This is a genomic window from Dickeya dadantii NCPPB 898, from assembly GCF_000406145.1.
GTDB classification, from domain to species: Bacteria; Pseudomonadota; Gammaproteobacteria; order Enterobacterales; family Enterobacteriaceae; genus Dickeya; species Dickeya dadantii.
Genome location: NZ_CM001976.1, coordinates 2,633,263 through 2,649,066 on the forward strand (window position 1 = coordinate 2,633,263; position 15,804 = coordinate 2,649,066).

Below are 15,804 nucleotides of genomic sequence, written 5' to 3' on the forward strand. Positions count from 1 at the left end.
GGAGGATAAGCGGCGTAGTCGGGCCGACACCGGCACGTAACATCCACTGGGCACGTAACATCCACTGGACACGTAACATCCCTCTGATACAGGCGCTTAACCATTCACACACGGGGACATTATGCATTTATCTTTTCGCACCATGATTGCCGCGCTGGCGCTGGCCGCCGCGCCCTGGCTGGCTCAGGCCGAAGCGCCGGCCTCTACCTGGCAACACATCAAACAGACCGGTGAACTGCGTATCGGCGTGGCGCAGGGTGAACCCTGGTATTTCAAGAACGCGGCGACCGGCGAATGGGACGGTATCGGCTATCAGGTCGGTAAGGTGCTGGCGAAAGACCTCGGGGTCAAACTGGTGACGGTGGAAACCACCTGGGGCAACGCGGTCGCCGCGCTGCAAACCGGCCAGATCGACACCATGCTGGTGCTTGACCCCACCGAGGAGCGCAAGAAAGCGGTCGACTTTCCCGAGCAGCCGTTCTTCTGGTATGCCCAGGGCGTGCTGGTGCGCGACGGCATCAGCGTCGCCGACTGGGAAGACCTCAATCGGCCGGATGTCAAAATCGGCGTCACGCTGGGGTCCAGCCCGGACCTGCTGCTGACCAAAAACCTGCCGAAAGCGCAGCTGGTGCGTTTCCCCAACATGGATGAAGGCGTGGCGGCGTTTTATGCCGGACGGGTGGATGCATTGTCTTATTTCCATCCGGCGCTGGCGCTGCAACAGGCCAAAGTCGGCAAAGGCAACCTGATCCTGCCGAAGCCGATCGTGGCGGTCAGCACCAGCGGCGCCATCCGCAAGGAAAGCGACCAGGCGTTCCACCAGTTCCTCAACGACGAATTCGGCAAGCTCTATCAGTCCGGGCAGATTCAGCAGTTCTACGAGCAGGCGTTACAAGCGCGCGGCGTGGATATCAGCAAGGTGCCGCCGGTAATCCGCGAGGCGTGGAAATAACCGGCGCGATCGGGGAACGTCAGCCGGCAAACAGCGGCGCCAGCAGCGCCCCCGCATCCGGCTGACGTTCCAGCTCGAGCAGCGCATCAACAAAGCGCTTGCTCTGCGTCTCTCCCAGCCGCCGCGACAGATTGTCGCGGCACTTGCGCACAATCTCCGCTTCCGCCATCGGGTTCTGTTCGCACCCCGGCGGATAATCCACTGCCGGCGCGTTCAGCCACTGCCCGTCGACGTTGACCCTTACGCGGTTGACAGGCCGCCGCTGCACCGCCATCAACTGCTCCAGCTCGTCATCCACGACTAACTCGACCCGCCGGGCAAACGCCAGCAAGGTCGTATTCCGCCGCGCCGCTGCGTCGCTCCAGCGCTGGCGGGGAACGCCGTAAGCCAGGCAGGCCAATGCCAGCGGCACGCTGAACTGGGCATCGGTTTCGCTCAGCACCTGCGTATCGGCGAATTGCTGTACCAGCGTCCGACTGCCGATCACCTGAACCCGCGCGATCCGATCCGGCGACAGCCTCTGCTGCGCCAGCAATAACTCAAACGCCGCCAGCGCGGTATGCATCCAGCGGCAAACCGGGTAGCGTTTGAAACTGGCATGGCGCAGTCGCCATTCTTCGCCCAGAGCATCGATCAGCAGCGACGTATCACACCGGTCGGAGCCTGCCATGCGCCAGAACCCATGATCTCCGCCCAGCACGTCGCGCGGCCCAATGACGCCTTCCCGGTGCAGTAATACCCCGCGCACCCCGGCTTCCGTCGCCGGCGCGTTATAATCCTTGAACGCCACCAGCGGCCGCTGCCGCCAGTTGTACTTGTGCAGCCCCGGCAGCGGGGTCAGCGACGCCGCCAGCCCGATGGCGTTTTCCAGCCCGGCGGCATCGCAGCCGCTCAGCAGGCCGAACGCGACCGCCGCGCCAAGCGACTGATGCTGGCACACGCCGTACACCTGCCGGAAACGTTCCGGGCTGGGCTGCTGAGACAGGATCACCCGCCCGTTGATTTCCCAGGCGGCCGCCAGCGCGCACAGCAACCGGGCGCCGGATATCTGCCGCCCGTCCAGCGCGGCCAACGCCGCGGCCACCAATGTGGCGCCAGGGTGCCCCATGCCGCGCCCGTCCCGCTCAAAGCCGTCGTCATAATCCAGCGCGTTCATCGCCGCCGAATTAACAAACGCCGCCCCCAGCGCCGACAGCCCGTTTGGGCTTCCCAGCACCGGCGATGCGCCCGCCGCATACTGCTGACGCGCCATGCGCTGCGCCTGCAAAAACACCTCGCTCTCCAGCCCGGCGACGCCGCACCCCAGCGTATCCAGCAGATGCAGCAGAATTTTCCGCCGCCACACCGTGGGGATCGCCTCTGGGGTAAGCTGGCAGGCAAAACGGGCCAGCGTCAGGGTTATTGGGGCGGCATGGTTCGGGGAATACATCGGTTTGGATTCCTGTCAGGTTCAGGGGGATATGGCAAATATATCGATGATAACACTCCGCTTTCCCGCTGCTTTATGCCATTTTCGCCGCCGTGTAAACCAAAGGTCATAACCCGGTCATTGCGTACCGGCTACTGTGCCGACGCGTCCCTCGTCGATCCGGTCGTCGCTGACAGCCATTGCTCCATCGCGACGCGACTCAGCGAATTTCCCGCTTTCCTTAGCCAAAAATCGGCTATCAATCCGCTTTTTTAGCATTTACTTATCACATTTTTCGGCTGCTAAGATGCGGTGAATATAAAAAACACCATCGATATAACAATTTGTACGCCATTGGCGTCATCAGGGAAAAACACATGCGTTATCAATGGGATTTTTCCGCCCTGCCGCACTGGTGGCCGTTGCTGCTGGACGGGTTATGGGGAACAGTCCGCATCGGCTTTACCAGCATTCTCATCGGAATGCTGGTCGGCGCGCTGCTGGCCGCGATGAAACTGTCGTCCACCCGGCTGTTGCGCCTGCCCGCTCACCTGTTCATCGGTTTTTATCGCAACACGCCCGCTATCGTGCATTTTTTCTGGATTTACTACGCGCTGCCGGTCCTCAGCCCGCTGACCCTGTCGCCGTTCGCCGCCGCGGTGACGGCCCTGTCGGCGCAGTCGGCCGCGTTTTACGCCGAAGTCTACCGCGGCGGCATCCTGTCGATTGCCGAGGGTCAGTGGGAAGGCGCTAAAGCGCTCGGCATGTCGCGCCCGCTGGCGCTGCGACGGGTGATCCTGCCGCAGGCGTTGCGGCGCATGATCCCGCCGCTGATTGAACGCTCGTTCGAGCTGATTAAATCCACGTCGCTGGCATCGTCGCTGGCTTACGGCGAACTGTTGTATCAGGCGATGCAGATCAACAGCCAGAGCTTCCGCCCGCTGGAAGTCTACAGCCTGGCGGCGCTGCTCTATTTCACGCTGCTGTTTGTCCTTAGCCTGCTGAGTCAGTACGTCGAGCGGCGGCTGTCTTACGCCCGCGTACAGTGAGGTCGCCGATGCACTATCAATGGAACTTTGGCTTTATCTGGCAACAGTTGCCGGTCCTGCTGCGCGGGCTGGGCGTCACGCTGGAGCTGTGGCTGCTGGCAGGCATCGGCGGCACGCTGCTCGGTCTGGCGCTGGGCATCGCCCGCACCGCGCGCCGCCGCGCCGTCCGCCTGCCGGCGATGGCGTTCGTCGAGCTGTTTCGCAACACGCCGGTGCTAATCCAGTTGATCTGGTTTTATTACGCGCTGCCGGTGCTGCTCGGCATCCAGTTCAGCACCTTTGGCGCGGCGACGCTGGCGCTGACGCTCTACACCGCCGCCTATAGCACCGAAATCTTCCGCGCCGGTCTGCAGTCGATGGAGCAAGGCCAGTGGGAAGGCGCTAAAGCGCTCGGCATGTCTTACCCGCTGGCGTTGCGACGGGTGATCCTGCCGCAGGTGTTACAGCGCATGTTGCCCGCGCTGACCAACCGCCTGATCGAGCTGGCCAAGGTCACCTCGCTGGCGTCGATGCTGGCGGTCAATGAACTGATGTATCAGGGGCGTCTGCTGAGCAGCGACACCTACCGCCCGCTGGAAATCCTCACCGTGGTGGCGCTGTTCTACTTCGTGCTGATTTGGCCCGGCAGTTATCTGGCCGCGCGGCTGGAGCGGCGCTGGCGCTCCCCTTTATCAACCCGGTAATTTTTTATCAACCCGGCAACGTTTATCAACCCGGTAACCCCTTATGACTGATTCGCAGGATATCGTTTTACGGCTGCGCGGGCTGACCAAAGCATTCCACGGTCAGCCGGTGCTGAAAGGCATCGACCTCGACGTGCGGCGCGGGGAAAAAATCGCCATTATCGGCGGCAGCGGCTCCGGCAAGAGCACCCTGCTGCGCTGCCTGAATTTTATGGAAGTGCCGAGCGGCGGCACCGTCGAGCTGGACGGCGAGATACTGGGGCAGTTGTTGCCGGACGGCACCCGACGCTATGCGGAAAAGCAACTGTGCGCGGTGCGCCAGCGCGTCGGCATGGTGTTCCAGCAATTCAACCTGTTCCCGCATCTGACGGTGCTGCAAAACGTGCAGGAAGCGCTGCTGTCGGTGAAAAAGCTGCCGCGCGCCGACGCCGCTATCATTGCCCGCCGGCAACTGGAGAAAGTCGGGCTGGCGGACAAGCTGCACGCACGCCCCGGCAACCTGTCCGGCGGCCAGCAACAGCGGGTAGCGATTGCCCGCGCGCTGGCGATGGAGCCGGAGATCATGCTGTTCGACGAGCCGACCTCGTCGCTCGATCCGGAACTGGTGGGCGAAGTGCTGCACACCATTCGCGCGCTGGCGGACGACGGACGCACCCTGTTGCTGGTGACCCATGAGCTGGGTTTCGCCTGGCATTTCGCCGACCGGGTCATCTTCATCGCCGACGGCGTCATTCACGAAATGGGCAGCGCCGAACAGGTGCTGCGTCATCCCCAACAACCCCGCACGCAGGCGTTTCTGGCCCGCTTTGCCGAACGCGCGTTTTAAGGAGTCACCATGAGCGTTTCCTCCCCTTCCACCGCCAGCAGCCAGGCTTATCGGCAGGACGCCCGCAACGACGAGGTGCAGGTGTACCTCAACGGCGAGTTCGTGCATCGCTCGCAGGCAGTGGTATCGGTGTTTGATTCGGGTTACGTCTGCGGTGACGGCGTCTGGGAAGGCCTGCGGCTGGTCAACGGCCGGCTGATTTCCCTCGACGCCCATCTGGACCGGCTGCTGGCCGGCGCGGCCGCCATCCGGCTGGATATCGGCCACAGCCGTGCTGAACTGATCGACATTATGCAGCGCACGCTGGCTATCAACGGCATGACCGATGGCGCGCACCTGCGGCTGATGATCACCCGCGGGCGCAAAAGCACCCCGAATCAGGACCCGCGCTTTATTCTTGGCGGCGCGACGGTGGTATGCGTGGCGGAATATAAAGTGGTGGATGCCGCCGCCAAACAGCGCGGGCTGGCGCTGTTCACCTCCAGTTACCGCACCAGTTCGCCGGACGTGTTCGACCTGCGGCTTAATTCCCACAGCCGCCTGAATCTGATTCAGGCGCTGTTGCAGGCGATCGAGGCCGGCGCCGACGAAGCGCTGATGCTGGACCCGCACGGTTTCGTCGCCAGTTGCAACTCCACCAACTTTTTTATCGTGCGGCGCGGCGAACTCTGGACCTCCAGCGGTCGCTATTGCTTTAACGGCATCACCCGCCAGACGGTGATCGACCTGGCGCGCGCCCAAGGCCTGACGGTGCGGGTGGACGATTTCACGCTGGCGGAAGCGCTGACCGCCGACGAAGCCTTCGTCACCGGCACGCTGGCGGGCATCACCCCGGTGCGTAAGCTGGATGGCCGCGAGTTTGCCGCCGCGCATCGCGCCATCACCGATCGGCTCAGGCAGTGGTATCAGGAATTTATTGAAGGCTGACGAGTGGATGAAGGCTAACTACGCGGAAAACGGCTTGTAGCGGGAAACGGCTTTCAGCGCGAGCCACCGTCTCGCCTGGTCGCCGCTTCCGCTTATCGTGCGGACGTTATGGTCTGTCCGGCTGCAACGTCAGCAGCCGGATAATGGTGTGCATCACCGCGTCGTCGTCGTTGGAGCCGGTAATAAAGCGGGCGGCAGCCTTGGTTTCCTCAAACGCATTGCGCATGGCGAAGCTATAGTCGCCGCAACGCATCAGCTCAATGTCGTTTAATCCATCGCCAAACACCATGGTTTCTTCCGGCGTCACCTGCAACAGCGCCTGCAATTTTTCCACCGTACTGCCCTTATGCACCCCAACATCGGCGATGTCGATCCAGGCCGCTTCGGACACCACGATATACGCGCGATCGTCATAGGGTGTGAGATGCGCACGAGTCTGATGACAACGCCCTTTTTCATCGAACAGGGAGATTTTGACAAAATCCTCCCGCACCGCGTTGAAATCCGGCACCAGTCGGACGGTGGCGTAGGATTTTTTCACTTTCTCGATCATTGCCGGCGCCAGCGAGTCTTTCAGCACCGCGCCATCGGGGGTACAGGCGATAATCACATGTTCCTGATTCACCGCATCCAGCGTGGCGATCATCTCCCGGCCGAGCGCATTGTCGATCAGCGATTGATAGACGTACTCGCCCCGGTGCCGGATGCGGGTGGCGCTGTCGCCCAGGATCCAGAAATCCGCCGCCGGTGCGCCGAATAGCTCTTCAACCCGGTCGCTCTGTTTGCCGGTACAGGGTGCAAACTGTACCTGCTTGCGCTGCATTAACCCCCTGACCTCGTCAAACAGCGGCCGATTGAACTCGCCGTGGCGGTTGAGAAACGTGCCATCCAGATCGGTAATAATCAGTTTAATCATCACTCTGCTCCATCATGTGTCCGAACGATTAGACCTTCACTGCTTTAGCGCTTAACCCAACCAGCGCCAGCAACACCGCCACCACCAGAAACGCAGCCGACAGGCTGCTGTGGTGCGCAATAAACCCGATGCTCGCCGGGCCGGCCAATACCCCGAAATAACCCAGCGTCGTCACCGCCGGCACCGCGGCCGCCTGCGACATGCTGGTCTGGCGGCCAATGGCGGAGAACATGATCGGCACGATATTGGAACACCCCAGCCCGATCAGCGCATAACCGAGCAACGCTACCGGCCAGAACGGCACCCACACCGCCAGCATCAGACCGGCGACCGCCAGCGACGCCCCCAGCATCACCATCGGCTGCGGCCCCAGAGCCGTCACCACCCGGTCCCCGGTCAGGCGACCGAGCGTCATGGCGGCGGCAAAACACGCAAAACCGAGCGCGCCTTGCGCGTCCGGCATCCCGCGGTGCTCGGTCAGGAACACTGCGCTCCAGTCCAGCACCGTGCCTTCGGCCAGAAACACGGCAAAACAGACCAGGCCCAGCACCAGCACCGCGCCGCGGGGAATGGCGAACGCCGGGCCTTCCGGCGGATTGGCGTAGGTCAGCAGGCCGGCCAGATGCGTCAGCAATAACACCACCGCCACCAGTACGCTAAGCAGGCTGGCCGCCAGCGGCGACAGCCCCAGCGACATCATGCCGCTCATTGCTCCGGCGCCAACGATGCCGCCGATGCTGTAAAAGCCGTGAAACCCCGACATCATGGCTTTGCCCGCCGCCTTTTCCACCAGAATCGCCTGCACGTTCATGGCGCAGTCGGTAGTGCCGACCCCGATGCCGAACACCAGCAGCGCGATCGCCAGCAAAACGGTATCCGGAATCACCGCCAGCCACGGCAGTATCAGGCAGAACAGCAGCACCGCCAGCGCGATGACTTTACGGCAGCCAAAACGGGTGGTCAGCATCCCGGTGACCGGCATCGCCACCAGCGCGCCGCCGCCCAGACACAGCAATAGCAGACCAAGCGTACCGTCATCGACGCCGGTATTGAGCTTGGCGAAAGGCACCAGCGCCGCCCATACCGCGGTGGCGAACCCGGCCAGAAAAAACATCACGCGCGTCGCCCGTTGTTCGCGTCGTCCGGGTTCGTCGCTTACGCGCGCAGATAAAGGGGAGTTGTTCTGGGAATCCGTTAACTGTTGCATAAAACGATACTGTCTCGTGTGAAAGGAATTGACCAATAACCGCAGCGGCGCGCGGCGCACATCAACGATCCATAAAACTACCCATTAAGAACCCGCAGCACCTCTTGATGCAAACGCGGACACCCCGTCGCCAGAATCTGTCCGCCCGCTTCCGGCCGTTCGCCTTGTAGCGTAGTCACCACGCCGCCCGCCTGCTCGACAATCGGGATAAACGCGGCGATGTCATAGGGTTGCAGCGAATATTCCAGACAGATATCAATGTGCCCGGCGGCCAGCATCGCCATCGCGTAGCATTCGCCGCCGTAGCGGGTCATCAGCGTGCGCTCGGTGAGGTCATGAAAACGGATCTGTGGATGGCGTTCAATCGGCTCCGGCGAGGTGGTATGCAAAATGGCCTGCTCAAGCGGTACATTTTTACGGCTCTCGATGCGGCTTTCTCCCTGCGGGCCTCGATACCAGGCATGCCGTCCATCGGCCCAAAACGCCTCGCCGGTGAACGGCTGGCTCATCATGCCCATTACGGCGCGGCCCTGGTATAACAGCCCGATCAGCGTGCCCCACACCGGTAGCCCGCACAAAAACGGCCGGGTGCCGTCGACCGGGTCAAGAATCCACTGGATATCGCCGCTACCGGTCGCGCCGAACTCCTCACCCAAAATCGCGTGCTCCGGGTAGCGTTCGGTAATCAACGCCCGAATCGCCCGCTCCGCTTCCCGGTCGGCATCCGTCACCGGATCGAAGCGAAACCCCTCTTTCGGCTTGCTGCCGACATGCAGATTCTGGTGCGAGCGAAAACGCGGCAGGGTTTGCTGGCTGGCCGCGTCGGCCAGGGTATGAAAAAACGCGATATCCGGCAGTGATTGACGCATGGTATTCACCTCTTGGGATAAAATGCACATCAACAATAGTGGATTGACAAATCGAGTCACAGCGATTGATTATGCTCGTTATGCTCGATTTATTTTAAATATAAGGACTGGTTATGCTCGATTATGCATCTTTTCCTGAGCAGCGACAATCCCTGATCCGGGATCGGCTGCGCAAGGATGGTCGGGTAGTCTGTACATTGCTGTCACAAGAATTGCAGGTTTCGGAACACACCATCCGGCGCGACCTGCAGGAACTGGCGCGCGAAGGCGTGTGCAAGCGGGTATACGGCGGCGCGGTCAGCCTGGCTCCTGCTGACGGTCACTTCATCACCCGCGCCGCCGCCGACAGCGAGGCCAAAGATCGGCTGGGCCGCGCCTGCGCGGCGCTGGTTCAGGCGGGTCAGTGCATCTTTATCGATTCCGGCTCCACCAATCTGGCTATCGCCCGGGCGATTCCGACCTCGCTATCCGTGACCGTGGTGACCAACTCCCCCGCTATCGCGCTGGAAATGATGAAATCATCCCATGCGGAGGTGATCATGCTCGGCGGGCGGGTGCAATCGCGCACCGGCGGCGCGCTCGGTATCACACCGCAGAAACAGCTGGAGAGCATCTATTTCGATCTCTGCTTTCTGGGCGGCTGCGCGCTGGACGCCACCGAAGGACTGACCGTGTTCGACTACGAAGACGCGGAATTCAAGCGGGCGGCGGCGCGCAACAGCAATGAGATCGTGGTGGCGATGACGTCGGACAAGCTCCCGGCGATCGCCCGCTACCATGTCATCCCCTGCGAAGACATCACCACCCTGGTGGTGGAACAGGCGATCCCGACGGATAAACTCGCGCCTTTTATCGACAAAAAGATGTCTATCCGTTTTGCCGATGCACAATAAGTCAGCCCTTATGCCGCATGTGTTGCCCGTCCCGGTTCGTGGACGGGTATCGCTTCGTCATTTCGCTGGCAGCCGGATGACAACATCTGTTTCACGCTGCTGACCGCTTTCCAGTTTTATCCTTATACCGGTTTTTACGTCTGGCTGCCGCGTCAGGTTACGGTTTACTCTTTCCTCGACCGCCAATTGCAATTAGCTTATGCTATTCATTGTTGTTTTACTTTTGTTTTTCCATTAACAATATTGCGGGTAATCGTAATGATGGTGGGCTACAAGGCGCCGAGCTTGCGTTTAGCGTCTCCTGTTCGCGTGCGACAGAACCTGCGTTACTTGCAGTTGTTAACGCATTTCCGTGGCGTCTGGCGGGTGGGGCATTTCCGTATCGCTGCCGTATGTGGTGGATCGCGCATCACCGTTGATCTCATCAACGTTAACGCCTGAGCGGCTTTCTCGTCGGTAAGTGCGTGGCGTGCCGCGCCGACGTTTTCGGCCGCACGCATCGTCAGCGGTACCATGACTGACACGGCATTTGGGCGGATTCCCTCTGTCGGTGTAACTGTCGTGACCCGTGAAGAGATGCAAACCGGGGTTTATGTGCAGGATCAGGCGTAGTGGACTCGGTGGACTGGTGACGCTGGGCGGTTGTTACGACCGGGCGAAAACCTCGGCAGCTGAATCGCCTCTGACGTGGTTCACCTGCGCGGTTTCACCGCGGTCAACACCAATCAGTACCTCGACGGCCTGAAATTGCAGGGCGACAACTATTCGGAAGCATCGCTGGACCCTTACATGCTGGAGCGGGTGGAGGTGCTGCGCGGCCCGGTGTCGGTGCTGTATGGCAAAAGCAGCCCGGGCGGCCTGGTCGCGCTGGTCAGCAAACGGCCGACGGCGGAAACCATCCGCGAAGTCCAGTTCAAGATGGGAACCGATAATCTGTTTCAGACCGGCTTCGACTTCGGCGGCGCCGTTGATGATCAAGGCGTGTATACCTACCGCCTGACCGGGGTGGCGAAAAGCAGCGATACTCAGCAGGATCTCGCTAAAGAGAAGCGTTACGCCATCGCTCCGTCATTTAGCTGGCAGCCGGATGAAAACACCCGCTTCACGCTGCTGACCGATTTCCAGAACGATCCGTATACCGGTTTTTACGGCTGGCTGCCGCGTCAGGGCACGGTTAACCCGTTCCTCGACGCCAACGGCAATCAGCATAAGCTATCCACGTCGTTTAACGATGGCGAAGCCAGCAACAAGATGGCGCGTAACCAGAAGATGGTGGGCTACAGCGCCGAGCATGCGTTTAACGACACCTGGACCGTGCGACAGAACCTGCGTTACATGCAGTTGGAAACGCAATACCGTGGCATCTACGGCTCGGGCATTTCCGCATCGCTGCCGTATGTGATGGATCGCGCATCCGTTATCTCTCACGAACGACTGAACAGCTTTACCGTCGATAATCAGGCGCAGGCGACGTTTTCAACCGCCGATGTCAGCCATACCATGCTGTTTGGCGTGGATTACATGCGCATGCGCAACGATATCGACGAATATTTTGGTTCGGCATCCTCGCTGAACCTGCTGAATCCGGCTTACGGTGACGACAGCATTCCGGCGGATTCCCTCTCTCCCTGGAACTTCCTCAACCGTCAGGAGCAAACCGGGGTTTATATGCAGGATCAGGCGCAGTGGAATCAGTGGCTGGTGACGCTGGGCGGACGTTACGACCGGGCGAAAACCTCGGCGCAGAATCGCACCTCCGGAACCACCGACGCCAACAGCCAGGGTCAGTTCACCTGGCGAGGTGGGGTGAACTACCTGTTTGACAACGGTATCACGCCGTACTTCAGTTACAGCGAATCGTTTGAACCTACCTCAGGCGCCAGCGCCAGCGGCCAGACCTTCAAACCGTCGCTCGGCAAGCAGTATGAAGCCGGGGTGAAATACGTACCGAAGGATCGCCCGTTGGTGTTGACGGCGGCGGTCTATTCGCTGACCAAGAGCAACAACCTGACCACCGACCCCGACAACACCAACTTCAGCGTCCAGAGCGGTGAAATCACGGTGCGTGGGCTGGAACTGGAAGCCAAGAGCGCGCTGACGCAGAACATTAACGTGACGGCGGCCTATTCGCATGTCAATGCCAAATACACCCACGACACCGACTTGCAAGGTAAACGTCCGTACCAGATTCCCAACAATCAGGCCTCGCTGTGGGCGGATTACACCTTTAACCGTTCAGTGCTCAGCGGGCTGACCATCGGTTCCGGCGTGCGTTATGTCGGTAGTTCCTACGGCGATGCAAACAATACTTTTAAGGTTGCGCCTTACGGATTGCTGGACGCGATGGTGAAATACGATCTGGCGGCATTCGGTATGCCCGGCTCCAGCCTGGCCGTCAATGTCGATAACTTGCTCAATCGGCAGTACGTCGCCAGCTGTTATACCGATTACGCCTGCTACTGGGGCAGCGAGCGTCGCGTTACCGCTACGGCGACATTCCGATTCTGATTAATCGGCATTTCAGTGATGGTCGCGGCCAATGCCGCGACCATCGATGCCAATATCGTTTAAACATCAGTCATATCAGGCGGCAACCCGGCAGGTAATGGCATTACTTTTTCGCCACCGCGTCTTTAACGTCTTTCATTTCATTCAGCAACGCGGTTAAAACGGCGGTATCCGTTGACTGGCTATTCTTTTCGGTAACAACCGACACACCGCACTGCGAATGAGTAGTTACTTTCCCTTTCACCGGTAAAGCAACAGCCTGCAAATACCGTGGGTCATTCACTCTTACATAAACAGTCTCTTCAACTGCCCCTGCCTTTTTTACCTTAATGACACCATCTCTGCAGGCAGCATAGATAAAGTGGTGCTTAATTTTATCCAGATTCTCCGGCAACGATGGCACAACCCAGTCGGCAGAAATGGCATCGACGGGCACACTCCCCAATGCTATTTCTGCACTATAACCATCAGATAAATCAATAGATTTGTTATTCTCATTTAATATTTTTTCGTCAATGTCTACTGTTTTGGTTTCGACTATTTTAGTCTGAACGGTTTTATTCTTATTCGTAGAAAAGAGAGTCATTGGTATAAGTTTAGTCACTGCAATCGCCAATGCACCAAACTCTTTAACAGCCTTTTCTCTGTTATCCTCTGTATCAACTCCAATTTCTTTCACTCTATCTGTATTTTCAATTTTGGACATACTAATGTTTGTTTTGGTGAACAGGCTTTCTTTAGGAGAAATACCCACTTTGAATTTCTTGTAATCATGATTTAATACTGTGACCTTATATTTTAAAGCGCCATTTTCGCCATTGGATTTTTTTTCATATTCAGGCTCAAAAATCACCGAGGATGATGCCAGATAAAAGCTGTCGGATATTTTTTTATCCAGCAGTTTTTCGCCTGCCGGCTTATCACCCTGAATGATTTGATACGACACTTCCGGTTTTACTGCACAGCCCGACATCAGCATCATTGATACGATAATGTACTTTTTCATATTGCCCTCGCCCAGATATGATTAGTTTTATAAAAAATAATGAATCCGTTTTTTCAAGAAAGGAAAATAAAGCACAACGAATATCGCCATCATGGCGCATTATAAAATAATGGAAAATACAGGGAGTTCTTTAAGAATGACGCAATAAACCAACAATGCAAGTTGCCTGCATTCACTATTTCTTTAAAAGCATTAATCGCATGATTTTTATTGTTATTATTTTTAATAACAGTAGGATTAATATCCTCAATAATAAATATTCAACAGAGAGAAAATTACCGGATGGATTATTTTACGCCGCATTGAATCAGAAACAACGTCAGTAGATTAATGCAATCGCACCGCCGCTATAACAAACAACAACGCCCCTGCCGATTCCGACAAGGGCGCTTAACAGACGAGCCAGCGACTGACATCAATCCACAATCAGGATCAACGCCCGCCGCGCAGTTTCTCCGAACGGCGGCGCAGCACCTCCATCACCACCAGCAGCACCAGCGCGGCGGCCACCATCATGGTCGCCGCGGCGGCGATGGTCGGGTCGAGGTTTTCACGGATCCCGGCGAACATCTGCAACGGCAGCGTGCGCTGACGCGGACTGGCCAGAAACAGCGTGACGATCACTTCATCAAACGAGGTAGCGAAGGCAAACAGCGCGCCGGAGAATACGCCGGGAGCGATCAGCGGCAACGTCACCTTACGAAACGCCAGCAGCGGCGGCGCGCCCAGACTGGCGGCGGCGCGGGTCAGGTTCTGATCGTAATTCTTCAGCACCGCGGTGACGGTAATCACCACAAACGGCACGCCCAGCACCGCATGGGCCAGCACCAGCCCGATGTAGCTGTTCAACAGCGACAGCTTGGCGAAAAAGAAGAACATCCCGACCGCCACGATCACCACTGGGGCGATCATCGGCGAAATCAGCACCGCCATCACCAGCGATTTACCGCGAAACTCGCCGCGCACCAGCCCGACCGACGCCAGCACGCCCAGTACGGTTGCCAGCACCGTCGCCAGCGGCGCAATCAGCAGGCTGTTGCCGAGCGCGCTCAGCCATTCGCTGGAGTGGAAAAATTCCCGATACCAGCGCAGGGAAAACCCGGCCAGCGGGTAGCTGAGAAACGAGCCGCCGTTGAACGACAGCGGCACAATCACCAGCACCGGCACGATCAGAAACAGCAGCATCGCCGCGCCGTAAAAATTGAAGAAGCCGTTCCACACCCGCAGCAGCTGCGAACCCTGTTGTCTCATTTCCTTCATCGGTTTCATCGCTTGCTCCTTCGGTTAACGCGCCGCCGCGTCGGCGTCGGTGCGGGTGACTCGGATATACACCACATACAGCAGCACCACGATCACCAGCAGTTGTGTCCCCAGCGCCGCCGCCATTCCCCAGTTCATGGTGGTGTTGGTGAAGAACGCCACAAAATAGCTGAGCATCTGATCGCCCGGCCCGCCTAGCAGCGCCGGCGTAATGTAGTAGCCAATCGCCATCATGAACACCAACAGCGCGCCGGCGGTCACTCCGGCGTAGGTCTGCGGCACATACACTCGCCAGAACGCCAGAAACGGATGCGCGCCCAGCGAAATCGCCGCCCGCACATAGTTGGGTGAAATGCCTTTCATCACCGCATACAGCGGCAACACGAAGAACGGCAACAGAATGTGGGTCATGGAGATGTAGACGCCGATACGGTTAAACACCAGCACCAGCGGCTCATCAATGATGCCCAGCCCCATCAGCGAACGGTTGATCAACCCGCCGGACTGCAGCAGTACGATCCAACTGGCGGTACGCACAATCAGTGAGGTCCAGAATGGCAGTAACACCAAAATCATCAGCAGGTTGGCGCGATTATCCGGCTGTTTCGCCAGCCAGTAAGCCAGCGGGTAGCCCAGCGCCACACACAGCAGCGTTACCACCCCCGCCATCAGCAGCGTGCGCAACAGTACATCAACATACAACGCCTGATCCGCCGGTTGCGCCACCACCTTGTCGGTCTGCGGGTCCACCTTGTGGTCGAAGACCGACAGCAGGTAGTAACTGGTAAAAGGCCGCGACGCGCGGTCGATGGTTTTCCAGGTGGTCAGTTCGCCCCACATTGGCTGGTCGGCAATCAGTTGCTCGCGCAGCCCCGGCTGTTCATCCGACGGCAATTTACGCAGCGTACGGGTGATAAGCTGGCGATACTGGCCGTCTTCATAACCCAACCGTTTGGTGATGGTGGCGACCTGCCCGGTACTGCGGGCATTGCGCAGATCGCTCACCAGCGCCCGAAACACGCTTTCATCCGGCACACCTTTGCCGGACCATTGCCGCATCGCCTCGATAGTAGTCGGCATGCTGACGCGCAGGTCCGGGTTGGACACGCTTTTGCCCAGAATCGACAGTATCGGGAACAGGAAACTGACCAGAATGAACAGGAACAACGGCGCTATCAGTAACAGCGACCGTTTCTGATAGCGGGCCTGCGCCTGACGCAGTTGCTGTTTCAGACTGGTGCGATTCCCCTCGCCGCCGGCGGGCGGCTCTGCCTTCAACATCTCATTCTGGGACATAAGC

Annotated in this window: 14 protein-coding genes and 1 pseudogene; 8 read left to right on the plus strand and 7 right to left on the minus strand. The window is 58.9% G+C overall.

Features of this window, described 5'->3' with window-relative positions; genetic code table 11:
* The first annotated feature begins 142 nt into the window (after positions 1-142).
* Entirely contained in the window at positions 143-952 is an 810-nt protein-coding gene (locus DDA898_RS12045) for a transporter substrate-binding domain-containing protein (protein ID WP_438266279.1), read from the plus strand.
* 19 nt (positions 953-971) lie between these two features.
* On the opposite strand, the gene DDA898_RS12050 is transcribed toward DDA898_RS12045, so the two are convergent.
* On the minus strand, positions 972-2,381 hold the full coding sequence (locus DDA898_RS12050) for an MmgE/PrpD family protein (RefSeq protein WP_038911293.1): 1,410 nt from the start codon (positions 2,379-2,381) through the stop codon (positions 972-974).
* A gap of 356 nt (positions 2,382-2,737) precedes the next feature.
* Between DDA898_RS12050 and DDA898_RS12055 the strand changes: the two genes are divergently transcribed.
* Genes DDA898_RS12055 through DDA898_RS12070 form a run of 4 tightly spaced genes read left to right on the plus strand, consistent with a single transcriptional unit; the run spans position 2,738 to position 5,845 of the window.
* Entirely contained in the window at positions 2,738-3,409 is a 672-nt protein-coding gene (locus DDA898_RS12055; RefSeq protein WP_038911294.1) for an amino acid ABC transporter permease, read from the plus strand.
* 8 nt (positions 3,410-3,417) lie between these two features.
* A complete protein-coding gene (locus DDA898_RS12060) occupies positions 3,418-4,092 on the plus strand; it encodes an amino acid ABC transporter permease (protein WP_038901350.1) in 675 nt (224 codons plus the stop codon).
* Between the two features lie 43 nt (positions 4,093-4,135).
* The gene (locus DDA898_RS12065) at positions 4,136-4,918 is read left to right on the plus strand and encodes an amino acid ABC transporter ATP-binding protein (protein ID WP_013318153.1); all 783 of its coding nucleotides are present in this window, start codon (positions 4,136-4,138) and stop codon (positions 4,916-4,918) included.
* Positions 4,919-4,927: 9 nt separating this feature from the next.
* Positions 4,928-5,845, plus strand: coding sequence for an aminotransferase class IV (locus DDA898_RS12070; RefSeq protein ID WP_038911295.1), 918 nt, complete (start codon positions 4,928-4,930; stop codon positions 5,843-5,845).
* Between the two features lie 106 nt (positions 5,846-5,951).
* On the opposite strand, the gene DDA898_RS12075 is transcribed toward DDA898_RS12070, so the two are convergent.
* From DDA898_RS12075 to hisN, 3 genes are all read right to left on the minus strand, one after another.
* The gene (locus DDA898_RS12075) at positions 5,952-6,761 is read right to left on the minus strand and encodes an HAD family hydrolase (protein WP_038911296.1); all 810 of its coding nucleotides are present in this window, start codon (positions 6,759-6,761) and stop codon (positions 5,952-5,954) included.
* A 28-nt stretch (positions 6,762-6,789) separates the two neighbouring features.
* Positions 6,790-7,968, minus strand: coding sequence for an MFS transporter (locus DDA898_RS12080; RefSeq protein ID WP_038912553.1), 1,179 nt, complete (start codon positions 7,966-7,968; stop codon positions 6,790-6,792).
* A gap of 77 nt (positions 7,969-8,045) precedes the next feature.
* Complete coding sequence (hisN, locus tag DDA898_RS12085; RefSeq protein WP_033111891.1) at positions 8,046-8,837, minus strand: histidinol-phosphatase; 792 nt, start codon at positions 8,835-8,837, stop codon at positions 8,046-8,048.
* A 113-nt stretch (positions 8,838-8,950) separates the two neighbouring features.
* Between hisN and DDA898_RS12090 the strand changes: the two genes are divergently transcribed.
* The 3 genes and pseudogenes from DDA898_RS12090 to fhuA all read left to right on the plus strand — a co-directional run.
* Positions 8,951-9,730 carry a DeoR/GlpR family DNA-binding transcription regulator gene (locus tag DDA898_RS12090; RefSeq protein WP_038911298.1) on the plus strand — a complete coding sequence of 260 codons (780 nt, stop codon included), beginning with the start codon at positions 8,951-8,953 and terminating at the stop codon, positions 9,728-9,730.
* A 258-nt stretch (positions 9,731-9,988) separates the two neighbouring features.
* Complete coding sequence (locus DDA898_RS23225; protein ID WP_152490684.1) at positions 9,989-10,171, plus strand: hypothetical protein; 183 nt, start codon at positions 9,989-9,991, stop codon at positions 10,169-10,171.
* 18 nt (positions 10,172-10,189) lie between these two features.
* Positions 10,190-12,238 (plus strand): annotated as a pseudogene (fhuA, locus tag DDA898_RS12095) (ferrichrome porin FhuA); the annotation flags it as partial.
* Between the two features lie 103 nt (positions 12,239-12,341).
* On the opposite strand, the gene DDA898_RS12100 reads toward fhuA, so the two are convergent.
* From DDA898_RS12100 to DDA898_RS12110, 3 genes are all read right to left on the minus strand, one after another.
* Positions 12,342-13,244, minus strand: coding sequence for a hypothetical protein (locus DDA898_RS12100; RefSeq protein WP_038911299.1), 903 nt, complete (start codon positions 13,242-13,244; stop codon positions 12,342-12,344).
* Positions 13,245-13,676: 432 nt separating this feature from the next.
* A complete protein-coding gene (locus DDA898_RS12105; RefSeq protein ID WP_038912554.1) occupies positions 13,677-14,495 on the minus strand; it encodes an ABC transporter permease in 819 nt (272 codons plus the stop codon).
* A gap of 33 nt (positions 14,496-14,528) precedes the next feature.
* Positions 14,529-15,800 (minus strand): ABC transporter permease, encoded by a 1,272-nt coding sequence (locus tag DDA898_RS12110; protein ID WP_038911300.1) that lies wholly within the window; start codon positions 15,798-15,800, stop codon positions 14,529-14,531.
* Positions 15,801-15,804: the final 4 nt, after the last annotated feature.